At 69.5% G+C, this 21,037-nt stretch carries 14 protein-coding genes; all 14 read right to left on the bottom strand.

Features of this window, described 5'->3' with window-relative positions; all coding sequences use genetic code 11:
- Positions 1 to 12: 12 nt before the first annotated feature.
- The gene (gene rplW / locus Q6347_RS04355) at positions 13 to 315 is read right to left on the bottom strand and encodes a 50S ribosomal protein L23 (RefSeq protein WP_171246409.1); all 303 of its coding nucleotides are present in this window, start codon (positions 313 to 315) and stop codon (positions 13 to 15) included.
- Positions 312 to 1,010, bottom strand: a complete 699-nt coding sequence (rplD, locus tag Q6347_RS04350) for a 50S ribosomal protein L4 (RefSeq protein ID WP_304602519.1) — start codon at positions 1,008 to 1,010, stop codon at positions 312 to 314. Before rplD ends, rplW begins: the two co-directional genes overlap by 4 nt.
- Before the next feature lie 5 nt (positions 1,011 to 1,015).
- Positions 1,016 to 1,669 carry a 50S ribosomal protein L3 gene (rplC, locus tag Q6347_RS04345; RefSeq protein WP_171246411.1) on the bottom strand — a complete coding sequence of 218 codons (654 nt, stop codon included), beginning with the start codon at positions 1,667 to 1,669 and terminating at the stop codon, positions 1,016 to 1,018.
- Positions 1,670 to 1,683: 14 nt separating this feature from the next.
- A complete protein-coding gene (rpsJ, locus tag Q6347_RS04340) occupies positions 1,684 to 1,992 on the bottom strand; it encodes a 30S ribosomal protein S10 (RefSeq protein WP_013837837.1) in 309 nt (102 codons plus the stop codon).
- A 460-nt stretch (positions 1,993 to 2,452) separates the two neighbouring features.
- The gene (tuf, locus tag Q6347_RS04335; RefSeq protein ID WP_171246412.1) at positions 2,453 to 3,649 is read right to left on the bottom strand and encodes an elongation factor Tu; all 1,197 of its coding nucleotides are present in this window, start codon (positions 3,647 to 3,649) and stop codon (positions 2,453 to 2,455) included.
- Positions 3,650 to 3,775: 126 nt separating this feature from the next.
- Positions 3,776 to 5,881, bottom strand: a complete 2,106-nt coding sequence (gene fusA / locus Q6347_RS04330; protein WP_171246413.1) for an elongation factor G — start codon at positions 5,879 to 5,881, stop codon at positions 3,776 to 3,778.
- A gap of 116 nt (positions 5,882 to 5,997) precedes the next feature.
- Positions 5,998 to 6,468 carry a 30S ribosomal protein S7 gene (rpsG, locus tag Q6347_RS04325; RefSeq protein WP_171246414.1) on the bottom strand — a complete coding sequence of 157 codons (471 nt, stop codon included), beginning with the start codon at positions 6,466 to 6,468 and terminating at the stop codon, positions 5,998 to 6,000.
- A complete protein-coding gene (gene rpsL / locus Q6347_RS04320; protein WP_106267324.1) occupies positions 6,468 to 6,842 on the bottom strand; it encodes a 30S ribosomal protein S12 in 375 nt (124 codons plus the stop codon). The genes rpsG and rpsL overlap by 1 nt, the downstream gene beginning before the upstream one ends.
- 596 nt (positions 6,843 to 7,438) lie before the next feature.
- On the bottom strand, positions 7,439 to 11,320 hold the full coding sequence (locus Q6347_RS04315) for a DNA-directed RNA polymerase subunit beta' (RefSeq protein WP_304606771.1): 3,882 nt from the start codon (positions 11,318 to 11,320) through the stop codon (positions 7,439 to 7,441).
- Positions 11,321 to 11,377: 57 nt separating this feature from the next.
- Positions 11,378 to 14,890: a DNA-directed RNA polymerase subunit beta gene (rpoB, locus tag Q6347_RS04310; RefSeq protein ID WP_304602520.1), complete on the bottom strand. Its 3,513-nt coding sequence runs from the start codon at positions 14,888 to 14,890 to the stop codon at positions 11,378 to 11,380.
- Between the two features lie 470 nt (positions 14,891 to 15,360).
- Entirely contained in the window at positions 15,361 to 15,750 is a 390-nt protein-coding gene (gene rplL, locus Q6347_RS04305; RefSeq protein WP_171246417.1) for a 50S ribosomal protein L7/L12, read from the bottom strand.
- Between the two features lie 81 nt (positions 15,751 to 15,831).
- Positions 15,832 to 16,362 carry a 50S ribosomal protein L10 gene (gene rplJ / locus Q6347_RS04300; protein WP_171246418.1) on the bottom strand — a complete coding sequence of 177 codons (531 nt, stop codon included), beginning with the start codon at positions 16,360 to 16,362 and terminating at the stop codon, positions 15,832 to 15,834.
- Positions 16,363 to 16,687: 325 nt separating this feature from the next.
- Entirely contained in the window at positions 16,688 to 19,234 is a 2,547-nt protein-coding gene (locus Q6347_RS04295) for a CHAT domain-containing protein (RefSeq protein ID WP_304606770.1), read from the bottom strand.
- A gap of 31 nt (positions 19,235 to 19,265) precedes the next feature.
- On the bottom strand, positions 19,266 to 21,023 hold the full coding sequence (locus Q6347_RS04290) for a S8 family serine peptidase (protein WP_304606769.1): 1,758 nt from the start codon (positions 21,021 to 21,023) through the stop codon (positions 19,266 to 19,268).
- Positions 21,024 to 21,037: the final 14 nt, after the last annotated feature.

Genomic DNA, 21,037 nt, shown 5'->3' with positions numbered 1-21,037 from the left:
CTCTCGTGCGGCTCAGCCGACCGGACCGCCGAAGATGTCGATCGACCCCTCGCGGAGGGTGACGATCGCACGCTTCGTGTCCTTGCGCTTGCCCAGGCCGAAGCGCGTACGACGCGCCTTGCCCTTGCGGTTGATCGTGTTCACCGAGGCGACCTTCACGCCGAAGACCTTCTCGACCGCGATCTTGATCTCGGTCTTGTTGGCGTCCGGGTCCACGACGAAGGTGTACTTGCCCTCGTCGAGGAGGTTGTAGGACTTCTCGGAGACGACCGGCGCGATCAGGATGTCGCGCGGGTCCTTCGTCACGGCGGTCACTTGGTGGCCTCCTTCTCGGACGCGGCCTCGGTCTCGGTCGCGACGGCCTTGGCCGACTTGCCCGTCGCCGGGCCGGCCAGGAACGCCTCGAGCGCACCGGAGGTGAAGACGACGTCGTCGGAGACGAGGACGTCGTAGGTGTTGAGCTGGTCCGCGGTCAGCAGGTGGACCTGCTCCAGGTTCCGCAGCGACTTGATCGTCAGCTCGTCCGAACGCTCCGTGACGACCAGCACGTGCGTGCGGTCGGTGAGCGCCGAGATGGTGCCGAGCGCGGCCTTGGTCGACGGCTTGTCGTCGATGCCGAACCCGGAGACCACGTGGACGCGGCCGGCGCGGGCACGGTCGGAGAGGGCACCGCGCAGGGCGGCGGCCTTCATCTTCTTCGGCGTGCGCTGGTCGTACTTGCGCGGCTGCGGGCCGTGGACGGTGCCACCACCGGCGAACTGCGGGGCGCGGATCGAACCCTGGCGGGCGCGACCGGTGCCCTTCTGCTTGTAGGGCTTCTTGCCACCGCCGCGCACCTCGGCGCGGGTCTTGGTGGCGGCCGTCCCCTGGCGGGAGGCCGCGCGCTGCGCGACGACCACCTGGTGGATCAGCGGGACGTTCGTGGCGACGTCGAACACCTCGGCGGGGAGCTCGGCGGTGCCGGCCTTCTTGCCCGTGGCGTCGAGCACGTCGACGGTCAGGTTAGCCATCGGTCTCAGGCTCCCTTCGCGGCGGTACGGACGAGGACGATGCCGCCCTTGGGACCCGGGACCGCGCCCGTGACGAGCAGCAGACCCTTCTCCGCGTCGACCGCGTGGACGGTCAGGTTCTGGACGGTCTTGCGGGCGTTGCCCATGCGACCGGCCATCCGCATGCCGCGGAAGACGCGCGAGGGCGTGGCGGCGCCACCGATCGAACCCGGCTTGCGGTGGTTGCGGTGCGCACCGTGGGAGGCACCCACACCGGAGAAGCCGTGGCGCTTCATGACACCGGCGGTGCCCTTGCCCTTGGTGGTGCCGACGACGTCGACCAGCACGCCGGCCTCGAAGGCCTCGGCGGTGATCTCCTGGCCGAGCGTGTACTCGGCGGAGTCGTCGGTACGGATCTCGGCCACGTGACGGCGCGGCGTGACGCCGGCCTTCTCGAAGTGGCCCTTGAGCGGCTTGGTGACCTTGCGCGGGTCGATCTGGCCGGCGGCGAGCTGGACGGCCGCGTAGCCGTCGGAGTCCGCGTTGCGGACCTGCGTCACCACGTTGGTGGGGACGGCCACGACGGTGACCGGGACGAGCTTGCCGTCCTCGTTCCACGTCTGCGTCATGCCGAGCTTGGTGCCGAGCACCGCGGTCACGTTCTTCTGCTGGTTGGTCATGATCTCTTCCAGCCTCAGAGCTTGATCTCGATGTTCACGTCGGCCGGCAGGTCGATGCGCATCAGCGAGTCGACAGCCTTCGGCGTGGGGTCGATGATGTCGATCAGCCGCTTGTGAGTACGCATCTCGAAGTGCTCACGGCTGTCCTTGTACTTGTGAGGCGACCGGATGACGGTGAAGACGTTCTTCTCCGTCGGCAGCGGCACCGGGCCCACGACCGTCGCACCAGCGCGAGTGACCGTGTCGACGATCTTGCGCGCCGAGCTGTCGATCACCTCGTGGTCGTAGGACTTGAGCCGGATGCGGATCTTCTGTCCCGCCATGGCGTCGTCTGACTCTCTCTCTCGAACCGCTACTGTCCGACCCCCGCGCTCGGGCGTGTCGCTTTGTGCGACAGAACCGTGCGCATACCTGTCCGGCATGGGGGCCGTGGGTGTGGCCCGCGGTGCGGGCCACGACGTATGCCAAGCCTGTCGAAGACATGTGTCCGTGGGGCGCTCGTGCGCGTCGACAGCCGGCATCCCACGACTCCCCCGGGGGGAGGTCGCGCCCGACGCCACCGCAGACCAGAGGTCCCGGCGGCACCGTGGTGCTACACACTGTTCGACACGAGAAAGAACGCGCCCGTGACAGGCAACTTGTACATCTTGCCATACGAGGAGCCGGGAAACCAACCCCTCGTACTGTGACGCCGGACGCATCCGAGGCCCGGACCCGCGCGGGGCCCGGGCCTCGGAGGACCGGCGGAGCCTAGGGCTCCGGGATCACCAGGTGATCAGCAGATCACTTGAGGATCTTGGTGACACGGCCGGAACCGACCGTGCGGCCACCCTCGCGGATGGCGAAGCCGAGGCCCTCCTCCATGGCGATCGGCTGGATCAGCTCGACCGTCATGTCGGTGTTGTCGCCCGGCATGACCATCTCGGTGCCCTCGGGCAGCTCGATGACACCGGTGACGTCCGTGGTCCGGAAGTAGAACTGCGGACGGTAGTTCGAGTAGAACGGGTTGTGACGGCCGCCCTCGTCCTTGGCCAGGATGTAGACCTGGGCCTCGAAGTTGGTGTGCGGGGTGATCGAACCCGGCTTCACGACGACCTGACCGCGCTCGACGTCCTCACGCTTGAGACCGCGCAGCAGCAGACCGGTGTTGTCGCCCGCCTGGGCCTGGTCCATCTGCTTGTGGAAGGTCTCGATACCGGTGACGGTCGTCTTCTGCGGCGAACGGATGCCGACGATCTCGACCTCGGAGTTGATGTCGAGCGAGCCGCGCTCCACCTTGCCGGTGACGACGGTGCCGCGACCGGTGATGGTGAAGACGTCCTCGATCGGCATGAGGAACGGCTTGTCGAGGTCACGCTGCGGCTCGGGGACGTTCTCGTCCACGGCCTCCATGAGCTCGAGGACCTTCTTGGTCCACTCGGGGTCGCCCTCGAGGGCCTTGAGGCCGGAGACGCGGATGACCGGGGCGTTGTCGCCGTCGAAGTCCTGCGACGACAGCAGCTCGCGGACCTCCATCTCGACGAGCTCGAGGAGCTCCTCGTCCTCGACCATGTCGGACTTGTTCAGCGCGACGAGCAGGTACGGGACGCCGACCTGGCGGGCCAGGAGGACGTGCTCGCGGGTCTGCGCCATCGGACCGTCGGTCGCGGCGACCACGAGGATCGCGCCGTCCATCTGGGCGGCACCGGTGATCATGTTCTTGATGTAGTCGGCGTGACCCGGCGCGTCGACGTGCGCGTAGTGACGGTTCGGCGTCTCGTACTCGATGTGCGCGATGTTGATCGTGATACCGCGCTGCTTCTCCTCCGGCGCGGCGTCGATCTCGTCGAAGGCGCGGAGCTGGTTCGCCGGCAGGTCCGGGTACGTCTCCGCGAGGGTCTTCGAGATCGCGGCGGTCAGCGTCGTCTTACCGTGGTCGACGTGACCGATCGTGCCGATGTTGACGTGCGGCTTGGTCCGCTCGAACTTGGCCTTAGCCACTGGGTCCTCCTGGGACTTGGGTAGATGTTCCGAACGATTGCGAGTGTCGGCCGATCAAGCCTAACCCTCGGGGCGTTGCGGTTTCCTACAGGTTGATGGTTGTGCAGGTGTTCGACCTGTGGGGACTCACTCGCCCCGGGTCTTCTTGATGATCTCGTCAGCCACGGCCTTGGGGACCTCGGCGTAGCTGTCGAACTGCATCGAGTACACGGCGCGGCCCTGCGTCTTGGAACGCAGGTCACCGATGTACCCGAACATCTCGCTCAACGGTACCTGGGCGCGCACGACCTTGACGCCGGTCGCGTCCTCCATGGACTGGATCAGTCCACGCCGCGAGTTGATGTCGCCGATGACGTCGCCCATGTACTCCTCGGGCGTACGGACCTCGACGGCCATGACGGGCTCGAGCAGGACCGGGTCGGCCCGCTTGACGCCCTCCTTGAACACCATGGAGCCGGCGATCTTGAACGCCATCTCCGAGGAGTCGACGTCGTGGTACGCACCGTCGAGGAGCGTGGCCTTGACGCCGACGACCGGGAAGCCGGCCAGGACACCCTGCTGCATGGCCGCCTGGATACCGGCGTCCACCGACGGGATGTACTCGCGCGGCACACGACCACCGGTGACCTCGTTGGCGAACTCGTACAGCTCGCCCTCGGCGGTGGTCTCCAGCGGCTCGAAGTTCACGATGACCTTCGCGAACTGACCCGAACCACCGGTCTGCTTCTTGTGCGTGTAGTCGATCTTCTCCGCCTTGCGACGGATCGTCTCGCGGTACGCGACCTGCGGCTTGCCGACGTTGGCCTCGACCTTGAACTCGCGCTTCATGCGGTCCACGAGGATGTCCAGGTGGAGCTCGCCCATACCGCCGATGACGGTCTGGCCGGTCTCCTCGTCCAGCTTGACGCGGAACGTCGGGTCCTCGTCGGCGAGCTTCTGGATCGCCGTCGAGAGCTTCTCCTGGTCGGCCTTCGTCTTCGGCTCGATCGCGACGTCGATGACCGGCTCGGGGAAGGTCATCGACTCGAGGATGACCGGCGCCTCGGGCGCGCTCAGGGTGTCACCGGTGGTGACGTCCTTGAGCCCGATGAAGGCGTAGATGTGACCGGCCTGCGCCTCGGGGACGGGGTTCTCCTTGTTGGAGTGCATCTGGAAGAGCTTCCCGATGCGCTCCTTCTTCCCCTTGGTGGTGTTGAGCACCTGGGCGCCCTGCTCCACCTTGCCCGAGTACACGCGGACGTAGGTCAGCTTGCCGAAGAACGGGTGCACGGCGACCTTGAACGCCAGGGCCGAGAACGGCTCCGTGGCGTCCGCGTGACGCTCGATGACCTTCTCCTCGTCCTTGACGTCGTGGCCCTGGACGGCCGGGACGTCGAACGGGGAGGGCAGGTAGTCGATCACGGCGTCGAGCATGGGCTGCACGCCCTTGTTCTTGAACGCCGAGCCGCACAGCACCGGGAAGGCCTCGGAGTTGACCGTCATCTTGCGGATGCCGGACTTGATCTCGTCGACCGTCAGCTCTTCGCCGCCGAGGTACTTCTCGAGGAGGTCCTCGTCGGACTCCGCGACGGACTCGATGAGCTCGTTGCGGTACTCCTCGGCCTTGGCCTGGAGGTCCGCCGGGATCTCCTCGACCTCGTAGGTCTCGCCCAGCTGGGTCTCGCCGTGCCAGACCAGCGCCTTCATGGTCAGCAGGTCGACGACGCCGATGAAGTCGTTCTCGGCGCCGATCGGGAGCTGGAGCACGAGCGGCTTGGCCTTGAGGCGCTCGACGATCGTCTTCACCGTGAAGTAGAAGTCGGCACCCAGCTTGTCCATCTTGTTGACGAAGCAGATGCGCGGCACGTCGTACTTGTCGGCCTGGCGCCAGACGGTCTCCGACTGGGGCTCGACGCCCTCCTTGCCGTCGAAGACGGCGACGGCGCCGTCCAGGACGCGCAGCGAGCGCTCCACCTCGACCGTGAAGTCGACGTGGCCCGGGGTGTCGATGATGTTGATCTGGTTGTCGTTCCAGTAGCACGACGTCGCGGCGGACGTGATCGTGATGCCGCGCTCCTGCTCCTGCTCCATCCAGTCCATCGTCGACGCACCGTCGTGCGTCTCACCGATCTTGTAGTTCACACCCGTGTAGTACAGGATGCGCTCGGTGGTGGTGGTCTTGCCGGCATCGATGTGAGCCATGATGCCGATGTTGCGGACCTTCTTCAGGTCGGTCAGCACGTCGAGTGCCACGGTGTCTTACCCCTCGGGTCAGTGGGACGTCGGAAACCGGTGCCGGAGGCCGGCCGGCAGCCGGATCCGGGTGCGGCTGACGACCCCGGGGAACTCCCCGAGGTCGTCAGCACGCATCACCAACGGTAGTGCGCGAAGGCCTTGTTGGACTCGGCCATCTTGTGCATGTCCTCGCGACGCTTGACCGCGGCACCCAGGCCGTTCGACGCGTCGAGGATCTCGTTCATGAGTCGCTCGGTCATCGTCTTCTCGCGGCGGGCCCGCGAGAAGTCGGTGAGCCACCGCAGGGCGAGCGTCGTGGAGCGCGAGGGGCGCACCTCGACCGGCACCTGGTAGGTCGCACCGCCGACACGGCGGGAGCGGACCTCGAGAGCCGGGCGGACGTTCTCCAGCGCGCGCTTGAGAACGACGACCGGGTCCTGGTCGGTCTTGGTACGCACACCCTCGAGGGCGCCGTACACGATCGCCTCGGCGGTGGACTTCTTGCCGTCGAGCAGGACCTTGTTGATCAGCTGCGTGACGATGGGCGACCCGTAGACGGGGTCGACGATGAGCGGCCGCTTGGGGGCCGGACCCTTGCGGGGCATCAGGCCTTCTCCTTCTTCGCGCCGTACCGGGAACGTGCCTGCTGGCGGCCCTTGACACCCTGGGTGTCGAGCGCGCCACGCACGATCTTGTAGCGGACACCGGGGAGGTCCTTCACACGACCACCGCGGACGAGCACGATGGAGTGCTCCTGGAGGTTGTGGCCGACACCGGGGATGTAGGCGGTGACCTCGATGCCGGAGGAGAGCTTCACACGCGCAACCTTGCGGAGCGCCGAGTTCGGCTTCTTGGGGGTGGTGGTGTACACACGGGTGCACACGCCGCGCCGCTGCGGGGAACCCTTGAGCGCCGGAGTCTTCGACTTCCCGGCCTTCGAGGTCCGGCCCTTGCGGACGAGCTGCTGGATCGTAGGCACTACGTCTCCGTCGTCTCTCGAGCTCTCGAGGACCGTCGTCCGGCCCTCGACTGGTGGTCTGTACTGGCTTGTGCGCGCCGATCGCATGCGGCACCCGCGGCCCTCACGGACCGCCACGCCACGTACCACCGGCTCGATGGCCCGGGGTGCGCCCACGATCCCCACGGAGGAGCGGGCGTTCTTCCCGGGATGCTCGTGCGATCGTCGGCGGCGTGTTCGTCGGGTCGTCCGGACAGAAGCTCGGATGACCCTCGGGATGCACGGCGCGACGGCACGGGCACGGCTTCCAAGATTACCCGCGGAAGCAAGCGGGGTCAAAGGATGAGACGAGGGCGGCACTGTGACCTCCGTCGCCCACCCGCACGCCGCGCCGCCGGCCCGGCACCCGCGGGACGCCGGCCCACGGTCGCCGGGTCGTACCCCGCGTCGCCCCGTCGTACCCGGCGGGTACGACGGGGCGACGGCCGGTAGGACCGCGCGGGCCGAGGTGGCCGGTCGGGTCGGGTGGTCGATCGGGACGGGGCCGGCCCAGGACGCGGGAAGGCCCCGCCGTCGCGCCTCGCGGCACGACGACGGGGCCTCTCCGTCGAACAGGATCAGCGGAAGTCGCCGAAGTCCAGGTCCTCCAGCGGGATCGCCTCGCCCGAGCCCATGCCGAGCGTCGGGAAGTCGATCTCGTCGTAGCCGAAGCTCGGGTAGAGCTCCGCCTTGGCCTGCTCGGTCGGCTCGACCTCGATGTTCCGGTAGCGGGACAGCCCCGTACCGGCCGGGATGAGCTTACCGATGATGACGTTCTCCTTGAGGCCCAGCAGCGGGTCACGACGCCCGCTCATCGCCGCCTCGGTGAGCACCCGGGTGGTCTCCTGGAAGGAGGCCGCCGAGAGCCACGAGTCGGTGGCGAGCGAAGCCTTCGTGATACCCATCAGCTCCGGACGGCCGGCGGCCGGCTGGCCACCCTCCGCCACGGCCGCACGGTTGGCGTCCTCGAAGCGGACCCGCTCCGCGAGCTCACCGGGCAGCAGGTCGGAGTCACCGGCGTCCAGCACGGTCACGCGACGCAGCATCTGGCGCACGATGACCTCGATGTGCTTGTCGTGGATGTCCACGCCCTGCGACCGGTAGGTCTCCTGGACCGCGTCCACGAGCTGCTTCTGCGCGGCGCGCGGGCCGAGGATGCGCAGCACCTTCTTCGGGTCCACGGCGCCCTGCACCAGCTGGGTACCGACCGCGACGTGGTCGCCGTCGGCGATCAGCAGGCGCGCACGCTTGGTGACCGGGTACCGGATCTCCTCGCCGCCGTCGTCCGGGGTGAGGACCAGGTGCCGCGTCCGCTCGGTGTCCTCGATGGCCACCCGACCGGTGTACTCGGCGATCGGCGCCTCACCCTTCGGGGTACGGGCCTCGAACAGCTCGGTCACACGGGGCAGACCCTGCGTGATGTCGTCCGCGGAGGCGACACCACCGGTGTGGAAGGTACGCATCGTCAGCTGCGTGCCCGGCTCACCGATCGACTGCGCCGCGATGATGCCGACGGCCTCGCCGATGTCCACGAGCTTGCCCGTGGCCAGGGAGCGGCCGTAGCACTTGGCGCAGGTGCCGACGCGCGACTCGCAGGTCAGGACCGACCGGACCTTGACCTCCTCGATGCCGGCGGCGATCACCTGGTCGATGATCACGTCGCCCGCGTCGCTGCCCGGCTCCGCGAGGACCGTGCCGTCGGGGGCGACGACCTGCGTGGCGAAGGTGCGCGAGTAGATCGAGGTCTCCACGCGACCGTCCGGCACGAGCTGGTCGCCGATGCGCTCGGCGACCGGCAGCATCAGACCACGCTCGGTCCCGCAGTCCTCCTCGCGGATGATGACGTCCTGGGAGACGTCCACGAGACGACGGGTGAGGTAGCCGGAGTCCGCGGTACGCAGCGCCGTGTCGGCCAGACCCTTGCGGGCACCGTGCGAGGCGATGAAGTACTCGAGGACGGACAGACCCTCGCGGTAGTTGGACTTGATCGGGCGCGGGATGATCTCGCCCTTCGGGTTGGCCACCAGACCGCGCATACCGGCGATCTGACGCACCTGCATCCAGTTACCGCGCGCCCCGGAGGAGACCATCCGGTAGAGCGTGTTGCGGGTGTCGTTCTCGAGGTTGTCCCGCATGACGGCGGCGATCTTGTCGGTCGCCTGCGTCCAGATCTCGATGAGCTCCTGGCGACGCTCGTCGTCGGTGATGAGGCCCTTCTCGTACTGGCCCTGCACCTTCAGCGCACGCGCCTCGTGCTCGTCGAGGATCTCGTTCTTCTCCACGGGCATCGCCACGTCGGAGATCGAGATCGTCACGCCCGACCGCGTGGCCCACCGGTAGCCGGCGTCCTTGAGCGCGTCCAGCGACGTCGCGACGTCGACCTTCGGGTAGCGCTCGGCGAGGTCGTTGACGATCGCCGAGAGCTCCTTCTTGCCGACGACCTCGTTCTGGAACGGGTAGTCGGTCGGCAGCGCCTCGTTGAACAGCGTCCGGCCGAGGGTGGTCTCGAACAGCAGCTGCTGGCCGGGCTCCCAGCCCTCGGGGGCCTCGAAGCCGTGGCGCGGCGGCACCAGGTCGGACATGCGCATCTTGATCGACGCGTTGATGTCCAGCTCGCCCCGGTCGAAGGCCATGATGGCCTCCGCCTGGGTGCCGAAGACGCGACCCTCACCGACGGCACCGGGCCGCTCGGCCGTCAGGTGGTGCAGACCGATGATCATGTCCTGCGACGGCATGGTCACCGGACGGCCGTCCGACGGCTTGAGGATGTTGTTGCTCGAGAGCATGAGGATGCGGGCCTCGGCCTGCGCCTCCGCGCTCAGCGGCAGGTGGACCGCCATCTGGTCACCGTCGAAGTCGGCGTTGAACGCGCCGCACACGAGCGGGTGCAGGTGGATGGCCTTGCCCTCGACGAGCTGCGGCTCGAACGCCTGGATGCCCAGACGGTGCAGCGTGGGCGCACGGTTGAGCAGCACCGGGTGCTCGGTGATGACCTCTTCGAGGACGTCCCACACCACGGGGCGGGTGCGCTCGACCATGCGCTTGGCCGACTTGATGTTCTGGGCGTGGTTGAGCTCGACCAGACGCTTCATGACGAACGGCTTGAACAGCTCGAGCGCCATCTGCTTCGGCAGACCGCACTGGTGCAGCTTGAGCTGCGGGCCGACCACGATGACCGAACGGCCCGAGTAGTCGACGCGCTTGCCGAGCAAGTTCTGACGGAACCGGCCCTGCTTGCCCTTGAGCATGTCGGAGATCGACTTCAGCGGTCGGTTGCCCGGCCCGGTGACCGGACGGCCACGGCGGCCGTTGTCGAACAGCGAGTCGACGGCCTCCTGCAGCATCCGCTTCTCGTTGTTGACGATGATCTCCGGCGCGCCCAGGTCCAGGAGCCGCTTGAGGCGGTTGTTCCGGTTGATGACGCGGCGGTACAGGTCGTTCAGGTCCGACGTCGCGAAGCGGCCACCGTCGAGCTGCACCATCGGGCGCAGGTCCGGCGGGATGACCGGCACGGCGTCGAGCACCATGGCCGTCGGCGAGTTCGTCGTCGTCAGGAACGCGTTGACGACCTTGAGCCGCTTGAGGGCACGCGTCTTGCGCTGGCCCTTGCCGCTGCGGATGGTCTCGCGCAGCGACTCGGCCTCGGCGTCCAGGTCGAAGCTCTCCAGACGCTTCTGGATCGCCTGGGCACCCATGGCGCCCTCGAAGTACGTGCCGTAGCGGTCCACGAGCTGCCGGTACAGCATCTCGTCGCCCTCGAGGTCGGCGACCTTGAGGTTCTTGAACCGGTCCCAGACCTGCTCGAGGCGGTCCAGCTCCTGGTCGGCACGCTTGCGCAGCTGCGCCATCTCGCGCTCGGCGGCGTCGCGGACCTTGCGGCGCGCGTCCGCCTTGGCCCCCTCGGCCTCGAGCTCGGCGAGCTCGCTCTCGAGCTTGGTGGCACGGATGTTGATGTCGTTGTCGCGCCGGTCGGTGATCTCCTTCTTCTCCAGGTCGATCTCGTTCTGGAGGTTCGGGAGGTCTTCCTGGCGGGCCTCGTCGTCGACCCACGTGATCATGTAGGCCGCGAAGTAGATGACCTTCTCCAGGTCCTTCGGGGCGAGGTCGAGCAGGTAGCCCAGGCGGGACGGCACACCCTTGAAGAACCAGATGTGCGTGACCGGGGCGGCCAGCTCGATGTGCCCCATGCGCTCACGGCGCACCTTGGAGCGGGTGACCTCCACGCCGCAGCGCTCGCAGATGATCCCCTTGAAGCGCACGCGCTTGTACTTGCCGCAGTAGCACTCCCAGTCCCGGGTGGGGCCGAAGATCTTCTCGCAGAAGAGCCCGTCCTTCTCCGGCTTCAGGGTGCGGTAGTTGATGGTCTCGGGCTTCTTCACCTCACCGTGCGACCAGGAACGGATGTCGTCGACCGTGGCCAGGCCGATACGCAGCTCGTCGAAGACGTTGACGTCGAGCAAGATGTCCTACTTCCTCAAAGCTTTTCGGATGATTCCGTGGATCAGCTGGTCGCTGGATCAGATCTCGTCGACGGTGGTCGCCGAGTTCGGGCGGCGGGAGAGGTCGATGCCGAGCTCCTCCGCGGCGCGGTACACCTCGTCGTCAGACTCCTTCATCTCGATCGAGGAGCCGTCGCTGGACAGCACCTCGACGTTCAGGCAGAGCGACTGCATCTCCTTGAGGAGGACCTTGAAGGACTCCGGGATGCCCGAGTCGGGGATGTTCTCGCCCTTGACGATCGCCTCGTAGACCTTGACGCGGCCCGGGATGTCGTCGGACTTGATCGTGAGCAGCTCCTGGAGGGTGTACGCGGCGCCGTACGCCTCGAGCGCCCACACCTCCATCTCGCCGAAGCGCTGACCGCCGAACTGCGCCTTACCACCGAGCGGCTGCTGGGTGATCATCGAGTACGGGCCGGTCGAGCGCGCGTGGATCTTGTCGTCGACCAGGTGGTGGAGCTTCAGGATGTACATGTAGCCCACCGCGACCGGGTCCGGGAACGGCTCGCCGGAACGACCGTCGAACAGCGGCGCCTTGCCGTCCAGGCCGACCATGCGGTCGCCGTCGCGGTTCGGCAGCGTGGTCGAGATCAGACCGCGGAGCTCGTGCTCCTCGAGACCGTCGAACACCGGCGTCGCCACCGGGCGGCCGGGCTCGGAGGTGCGCGCGTGCTCGGGCAGCTCGTCGCGCCACTCGAGGTCGTCGCCCTCGGCCAGCTCGACGTCCCAGCCACGGCTGGCGACCCAGCCGAGGTGCGTCTCGAGGACCTGGCCGACGTTCATGCGGCCGGGCACACCGAGCGGGTTCAGCACGATGTCCACCGGGGTGCCGTCCGGCAGGAACGGCATGTCCTCCTGCGGCAGGATCTTCGCGATGACGCCCTTGTTGCCGTGACGGCCGGCGAGCTTGTCACCGACGGTGATCTTGCGGCGCTGGGCGATGTAGACCCGCACGAGCTGGTTCACGCCGGCGGGCAGCTCGTCGCCGTCCTCCCGGTTGAACTCGCGCACGCCGATGACGGTGCCGGACTCGCCGTGCGGCACCTTCAGGGAGGTGTCGCGCACCTCGCGCGCCTTCTCGCCGAAGATCGCGCGCAGCAGGCGCTCCTCGGGGGTCAGCTCGGTCTCGCCCTTGGGGGTGACCTTGCCGACCAGCACGTCGCCGGCGCCGACCTCGGCACCGATGCGGATGATGCCGCGCTCGTCGAGGTCGGCCAGGACGTCCTCGGAGACGTTCGGGATGTCCCGGGTGATCTCCTCGGGCCCGAGCTTGGTGTCGCGGGCGTCGACCTCGTGCTCCTCGATGTGGATCGAGGACAGCACGTCGTCCTCCACGAGGCGCTGCGACAGGATGATCGCGTCCTCGTAGTTGTGGCCCTCCCACGACATGAACGCCACGAGCAGGTTGCGGCCGAGCGCGAGGTCGCCCTCGTCGGTGGCCGGGCCGTCGGCCAGCACGGAGCCGACCTCGACCCGCTGGCCGGCGTCGACCAGCACGCGCTGGTTGTAGTTCGTGCCCTGGTTCGAGCGGCGGAACTTGGCCACCCGGTAGGTGGTCGTCGTCGCGTCGTCGTTCTCGACCGTGATGAGGTCCGCCGACACCTGGGTGACGACACCGGGCTTGGTCGCGACGATGACGTCGCCGGCGTCGATCGCGGCGCGACGCTCCATGCCGGTGCCGACCAGCGGCGCCTCGGAGCGCACGAGCGGCACGGCCTGACGCTGCATGTTGGCGCCCATGAGCGCACGGTTGGCGTCGTCGTGCTCGAGGAACGGGATGAGCGCGGTGGCGACCGAGACCATCTGCCGCGGCGAGACGTCCATGTAGTCGACCTCGGACGCCGGGACGTCGTCGGTCTCGCCGCCCTTGGTGCGGACCAGGACGCGGTCGAACGCGAAGGAGCCGTCCTCGTTCAGCGTCGTGTTCGCCTGGGCGATGACGTAGCTGTCCTCGTCGTCCGCGGTGAGGTAGACGACCTCGTCGGTGACCTTGCCGGCCAGGACCTTGCGGTACGGCGTCTCGATGAAGCCGAAGGCGTTGATCCGGCCGAACGAGGCCAGCGAGCCGATCAGACCGATGTTCGGGCCTTCCGGCGTCTCGATCGGGCACATGCGGCCGTAGTGCGACGGGTGGACGTCGCGGACCTCCATGCCGGCGCGGTCACGGGACAGACCGCCCGGACCCAGCGCCGACAGACGCCGCTTGTGCGTCAGACCGGCGAGGGGGTTGTTCTGGTCCATGAACTGCGACAGCTGGGAGGTGCCGAAGAACTCGCGGATCGAGGCCACGACGGGACGGATGTTGATCAGGGTCTGCGGCGTGATCGCCTCGACGTCCTGGGTCGTCATCCGCTCGCGGACCACGCGCTCCATGCGGGACAGGCCCGTGCGGACCTGGTTCTGGATGAGCTCGCCGACCGCGCGGATGCGGCGGTTGCCGAAGTGGTCGATGTCGTCGGTCTCGACGCGCACGTCGTGCGGCTGCCCGTCCCGCGTGCCCGGGATCGAGGTCTTGTCGGCGTGCAGCGCGGCGAGGTACTTGATGGTCGCGACGACGTCGGCCAGGGACAGCGTGCTCTCGTCCAGCTCGGCCGTGACGCCGACCTTCTTGTTCAGCTTGTACCGGCCGACCTTCGCGAGGTCGTAGCGCTTCGGGTTGAAGTAGAAGTTCTCGACCAGCGCACGACCGGCCTCGACCGTCGGCGGCTCACCCGGACGGATCTTGCGGTACAGGTCCACCAGGGCCTCGTCCTGGGTGTGGACGTGGTCCTTCTCCAGGGTGTCGAGGATCGTCGGGAAGTCGCCGAACTCCTCGCGGATCTCGGACTCGGTCATCCCGAGCGCCTTGAGCAGCACGGTCACGGGCTGCTTGCGCTTGCGGTCGACGCGCACGCCGACGGCGTCGCGCTTGTCGATCTCGAACTCGAGCCAGGCACCGCGCGACGGGATGATCTTCGCGGAGAAGACGTCCTTGTCGCTGGTCTTGTCCGGCGTGCGCTCGAAGTAGACGCCCGGCGAGCGGACGAGCTGCGACACCACGACACGCTCGGTGCCGTTGATGACGAAGGTGCCGCGGTCGGTCATGAGCGGGAAGTCACCCATGAACACCGTCTGGCTCTTGATCTCACCCGTCGTGTAGTTGACGAACTCGGCCGTCACGAACAGCGGCGCCGAGTAGGTGAAGTCCTTCTCCTTGCACTCCTCCACCGTGTACTTCGGCGGCTCGAAGCGGTGGTTGGCGAAGGACAGGGACATCGACTGACCGAAGTCCTCGATCGGGGAGATCTCCTCGAAGATCTCCTCCAGACCGGAGGTACCAGGGACGTCGTGGCGTCCGGCCTCGATCGCGGCCTCGACCCGAGCTCGCCAGGACTCGTTGCCCAGCAGCCAGTCGAAGCTGTCGAGCTGGAGGCCGAGCAGGTCCGGCGCCTGAAGGGGCTCGTGGATCCGGCCGAACGAAAGTCGGCGGGAGGCGGTACGGTTCGCGATAGCGTCGGCGGACGGAGCAGAAGGGGTGCGCGAGGCAGCCAAGAGGGGTCCTTCCCTGCAGTTCGATGGCACGCTGTACGCTCAGTCGTGCCGCGGACGTCCGAACCGCGGGCGAGGAGACCGTCCCAGGGGTCACGACAGGTGATTCGGGAGGCGGGGTGTCATCGGCGGGGGGAACGTCTGGGCACAGGCGAGCGCAAAGCGCTAGCGTAGCCGAAACCTTCGGACTTGTCCACCCCGCGCCGGCACGCGAGCAGGACGTCCTCGGGTTCCGTCGGTTCTGAGGACGTTGTCTCGGTGGCCGCCATATGCCGCCCAAGAAACGGTGCCTCATCACGTTACTCCGCCGGGCACGAAGTCGCCAGACCCCTCGGACGAGCCGTGCGTCACACCGGGGTGGCACCGCCGGCCCACCCCGTGCACAACGAAGGCCCGCACCCCCGGGGGGTACGGGCCTTCGTGCGACGTCCGGCGGACCGGATCATCGGTGGGTGCGGCTCATGCCGCGAGCCTCACTTGAGGGAGACGGTGGCGCCGGCGCCCTCGAGCTGCTCCTTGGCCTTCTCGGCGGCGTCCTTGTCGACACCCTCCAGAACCGGCTTCGGCACGCCGTCGACCAGGTCCTTGGCCTCCTTCAGGCCGAGGGACGTGAGCGCGCGCACCTCCTTGATGACCTGGATCTTCTTGTCGCCGGCACCCTCGAGGATGACGTCGAACTCGGACTGCTCCTCCTCGGCGGGGCCCTCGTCGCCACCGGCGGGGGCGCCGGCCACGACCGCGGCGGCCGGAGCGGCAGCGGTGACGTCGAACTTCTCCTCGAAGGCCTTCACGAACTCGGAGAGCTCGATGAGGGTCAGCTCCTCGAAGACGGACAGGAGCTCTTCGGTGCTGAGCTTCGCCATGATGGCGTTCCTTTCATTCAGCGCTTCGCGGGCCGGTCGGCCCACCAGAAGCAGGGGTTGTGTTCCAGCGCGTCCGCCTGATCAGGCGGCAGCGCCCGCCGATTCCTGCTTCTGACGCAGGGCATCGATGACTCGGGCGACCTGGGTCGGCTTGGCGTTGAAGGCGTAGGCAGCCTGGCTGATCTTCGCCTTCATCGCGCCGGCCGCCTTGGCCAGCAGAACCTCGCGGGACTCGAGGTCCGCGAGCTTCGTGATCTCCGCAGCGGTCAGGGCGTTCCCCTCGAGGACACCGCCCTTGATGACCAGTGCGGGGTTCGCCTTGGCGAAGTCACGCAGACCCTTCGCGGCCTCGACCGGGTCACCGGTCACGAACGCGATCGCGGAGGGACCCTGGAGGTCGGCGTCGAGACCCTCGACACCGGCTTCCTTGGCCGCGATGCTGGTCAGCGTGTTCTTCACCACGGCGTAGGTTGCGTTGCCGCTGAGCGACCGACGCAGCTCCTGGAGCTGGGCGACGGAGAGCCCGCGGTACTCGGTCAGCACGGCCGCGTTGGAGTCGCGAAGCCTGTTCGCGATCGCTGCGACAGCGGCTGCCTTGTCCGGCCTCGCCATGGCAATCCTTCCGGTGGTGGAGCCACCGGTCACCCCGGAAACGAGAAAGAGCCCCGGCGCAGGCGCACGGGGCTCGGATGCTCACGGCCGGAACCGGGAGATCGTCGTCGTGTCACCTGCGCAGGCCTCCGCACGTTGGCGGGACTTCGGTCTTCGGCGTCTCGGAGCGAGCTCCGGGCAGCCTGGGACGACCGGCGGTCTTGGGTTACCCGAGCACTCTACACGACGCGCCACGAGGCGTCGTCCGTCCCCGACGAGGCGCTGGTCACACCCCGCCGCACCGGCCGGACCCGGTCGGGACGCCCCCCGCGGGCCGGGCGGGGGGTCAGCCCACGTCGAGCGGGCCGAAGCAGACGAGGGGGATCGGCTCCTCCTCGCCGGCCACCGCCGTGGCGAGAGCCGTCGCGGGTGACGCACCGCCGCACAGCTCGCGGTGCAGCACCGGCATGACCCGACGAGCCACGTCGTCCCGCAACGGGGCGACCGAGGCGATGACGGCCCGCGCCCCGAGCCGCAGCAGGACGCTCGTCAGGCCGAGCGGCTCTCCCCCGACGTGGGTGCTGCCGACGCCGACGTCGCAGGACGAGAGCACCACGACCATCCCGCCGAGGTCGGTGCCGTCCAGCTCGTGGGCGAACAGCGGGCCGTCGGCGAGCCGGACGCTCGAGAAGACCGGGTTGTCCTGCTCGTGCGTACCGTGGGTGGCGAGGTGCACGATCGAGGCGTCCGCCATCCCCGCGCGGACGGCGTCGCACGTCGCCTCCGCACCCACCAGCACCGTGGCGTCGTGCCACACGTCCGCCACCGCCCACGCCTCCCGGTCGGCGTCCGCCAGGTCCGGGCCGGCCACGACCAGCGCGGGGCCGGACCGCCGCCCCTGCCGTGCCGGCGCCACCCACGAGTTGACGAGCGTGGCCGCCCCCCGGCGCGACGGCAGGGCACCCCAGGGCAGCGAGGCCAGGCGGTCCCGCGCCGCCACGTACAGCGGCCGACCCGCCAGGTCGAGCTCTCCGAGCAGCGTGCGGTCGAGCCAGTCGAGATCCGTCGCGAGCGAGCCGAGAGCCGCCTCCCGCAAGGGCTCCGGGATCAGCCGGTTCGCGAGGATCCGCTGGTCCGCCTGGACCCGCCGGCACCGCTCGCGTACCTCGTCGACGTCGACGACGTCGTGGAGCGACGTCCCGCTCGCGTCCACCCGGACCGCGAGCACCCGGCCGCGGTACAGCGCCAGGTCGACGACGGCCCCCTCGGACCCGGCGTCGCGCAGGGCGCCCCGCAACCGGCGCACCGTCGTCGGGAGCGGCACCTCGGCGTCGCCGCTCGCGTGCCACGCGCGGTGGCGGGCACGGTCCTGCAGGCGTCGGGCGTCCCGCAGCAGTCCGGCCTCCTCGTCCGTGTCGTCGGCACCGACGACACGGGCCCTCTCCAGGAGCCGGCGTGCCTCGACGACGAGGGCCGCGGTCTCCTCGTCGGCCGACGGGCGCACCCGGCCGGCACCCGCGAAGGTCGCCCGGCCCCGTTCCACCGCGTCGAAGACGGCGTCCGCACGCCCGGTGCGCAGGGCCGCCTCGACGTCCACGGCCTGCAGCCGCACACCGTGCGCGGCCGCCGCCGTGACGGCCTCCACCGCCCCGAGCCGGAGCCGCTGGCTGGCGAGCAGCCGCTGGCCACGTCGCACGGCGGCCAGACCTGCGCGGCGGTCGCCCGCGCCGAACGCCTCCCGGGCCCGCACGACCTCGACGCTGACGCGTGTGCCGAGGGGCAGCTCCGCAGCACGGGGCAGTCGTGCCAGCCACGCGTCCGCCTCGGCGGGCCGCCCGGTACGGACCAGCACGTCGGCCGCGATCAGCGCCACGTCGACCCGCGCACGCTCCGTCCCGGGGACCCGGCACGCGGCGTCGTGGAGCTCGACCGCGTCGGCCGCCAGCCGATCGAGGTCCCGGTGCTCCCCTGACTCCAGCAGCAGCCCGTGCCGCGCCTCGAGCACTGCCACGGCGGCCACGATCTCGAGCACCTGGTGCCCGGCCCGGCGTGCTCTCCCCCGCGCATCGCGGGCCAGCTCGAGCGCCTCGTCGTGCCTTCCGAGGCCCACGAGGCAGCGCGACCGCGCGAGCAGGGCGTCGAGCAGGTCCCGGGAGGCACCGTCCACGGTGAGGAGGTCGACGGCGCGCCGCAGCGTGTCCTCCGCGTCGGTGAGGAGCCCCGCCTCGAAGAGCACGACCGCCTTGTCCATGAGACCGACGCCCGCGTGCTCGGGCGGAGCCACCTGTGCCGCGTCGTCCATCGAGCGCAGTGCGGCGGGCAGGTCACCGCGCAGGTACCGGGCGTAGCCCAGGTTGTGCTCGGCCATCGGACGGAACACGGCCTCGGCGGCGTTCGTGGCGAGGTCCCGGCAGCGCTCGAGGTCGGCGACCGCCTCGTCCAACGCGCCGGTCTCGAGGTGGAGCGTGCCCCGGTTGAGCAGCACGGGCACCAGCTCGCGCGGGTCGTCGAGGCCGGCGACGGCGGCGTCGAACTCACGGCGGGCCGCCACGACGTCGCCGGTGCGCAGGAGCAGGAGACCCCGGTTGCCGCGCACCGTCGCCACCATCGCGGTGTCGCCCCCCTGCGACGCGCAGCGCTGCGCCTCGTCCAGGAGCGCCAGCGTCCGGGACGGTTCGGTACCCCGCTCCGTCTCGCACGACGCGAGTCCGATCAGGGCGCGCGCCCGGACCGCGCGGACGTCGTCCGCCCCGGCCCTCGCCGCCCCGAGCCCGTCGAGCCGCTGCAGCGCCGCCCGGTACTGACGGGCCGCCCGGACGAAGCGGCGGCGGCTGCGCGCCTGCTCGCGCGCGGCCTCGACCTCGCTCCGGATCGATGCCAGCTCGCCGTCCACGTCCACATCCCCTGGTTCGAGGGCGGACCGCCTAACGTGCGCCGGCAGGCCCGCCCGTGACCTGCGCGATCGCCCCCCATACATCTTCGCGTCGACGGGCCCGGTCGTCCAGTCGTCTCCCGGCACGCCCCCGGCGACCTCCGGCACCCGATCGGGCGTCGAGCAGATGCTGCGCGATCTCGGCCGCGACCACCGGCGCGGCGAACGAGGTGCCGCTCCAGGAGGCGAACCCGCCGTCGAAACCCTCGGGGTCGATGGTGGCCCGGTGCCCGTCGCCGAGCCGCTCCTTGAGCCGGACGGACGGGGTCAGCGGTCCGTCGAGGGTCGTCGGAACGGTGCTGACGACCGCCGCCCCGGGTCGCATGTGGGTCACCCACTCGCCGTCGTTGCTGAAGAGGGCGGTGGTCCCGTCCGGGTTGAGCGCGCCGACGGCCAGCACCGCCGGCAACGGGGTGCTCCGCCGCTCACGCTCCTCCGGGACGGTGACGGGCGGCTGGGCGCGCCGGTCCCCGGCAGGCGCGAACGCCGCGGGGTACTCGGGACGGGTCGACCCGTCGTTGCCCGAGGCGGCCACGACGGCAGCACCCGACTCTCCGAGGGCGTCGAGGACGCGACGGAGCGGATGGTCGATCTCGAGGTCCTCGGGACGCTCGTGGTAGTAGCCCATGGAGATCACGACGACGTCGACGGGCTCGCCGTCGCCCTCGAGCGCCGCACGCTGGTACGCCACGAGCCGCTCCAGGGACTCGATGACCTCGGACTCGATGCCCACGCCCGTCCCGCCGACGGCCCGGACCGGCAGGATCCGCGCGTCGGGACAGATCTGGTGGACGATCCCGGCGATGAAGGTGCCGTGCCCCGCGACCGGGTCGAGCGGCCCCGTCAGGGGCGCCGCGGACGTGCCCCCGATCTCGGCGTCGTCCTGCCCCTGGCCGGGCACCGGATAGGTGCCGATCGGTCGGCCGTCGGGATGGAGCACGTCGCGCAGGACGACCCCGTTCCCGGTGCTCCCGCCCGGCTGGAGGCTGTAGGTGCCGAACCAGGGGTGGCTCCCCAGGCCGGTGTCGACGACGGCCACCACCGGCCGAGGGGTGCCGTCGGGCATCCGGCGCTCGTCGTCGTGCGGCGTCCGGGCGGGGCGTCCCCCCTGCCAGGCGACCGGCGTGCGGCCGCCCCGGCCCGGCACGGCGTACTCGGCCATGCCGCTGAACGGGTGCGACGTGAAGGGATGGGAGGTGAAGGGGTGCGACGTGAACGGGTGCGACGTGAAGGGATGGGAGGTGAACGGGTGGGAGGTGAACGGGTGCGACGTGAACGGGTGCGACGTGAAGGGATGGGAGGTGAACGGCTGGGTGGTCATGACGTGGTCGAGGCTGAGCCGCCACGCCGTGGACTCGTCGTCGAGGTCCGCCTCCCGCAGCTCCCAGGCGTCCGGCTGGACGTCCGGCCTCTCGGTGAGCAGGTAGAGGCTCTGCACGGTCTCGTCGGCGCCCTCGCGGACGCCGAGCCGGATCCGGCACCCCTGACGACGGGACTCGGCCTCGACACGGGTGGCGGGAGACTCCGCCGGCTCGACCTCGTACAGGGTGATGCCGGGCGCCCCGGGATCGGGGATCCGGCGGCTCCGGGCCCACATCTCCGGCGGGACCTCGCCGTGCACGATCAGCCGGTCGGCGACGTACCAGGTCGACTCCACACCGCCACGCCCCGGTCGGCGGCGGACGGTGCTCGGGTCGAGGTACCTGATCGGCGGGTCGACGGGTGCGGTGGGACCAGGGGTCTCCGTCACGGTGTCCTCCAAGG

This window comes from Isoptericola sp. b408 (assembly GCF_030588085.1).
GTDB classification, from domain to species: Bacteria; Actinomycetota; Actinomycetes; order Actinomycetales; family Cellulomonadaceae; genus Isoptericola; species Isoptericola sediminis.
The sequence above is the reverse complement of the archived record's forward strand: the minus strand, read 5'-3'. Positions and strand labels throughout refer to the sequence as shown.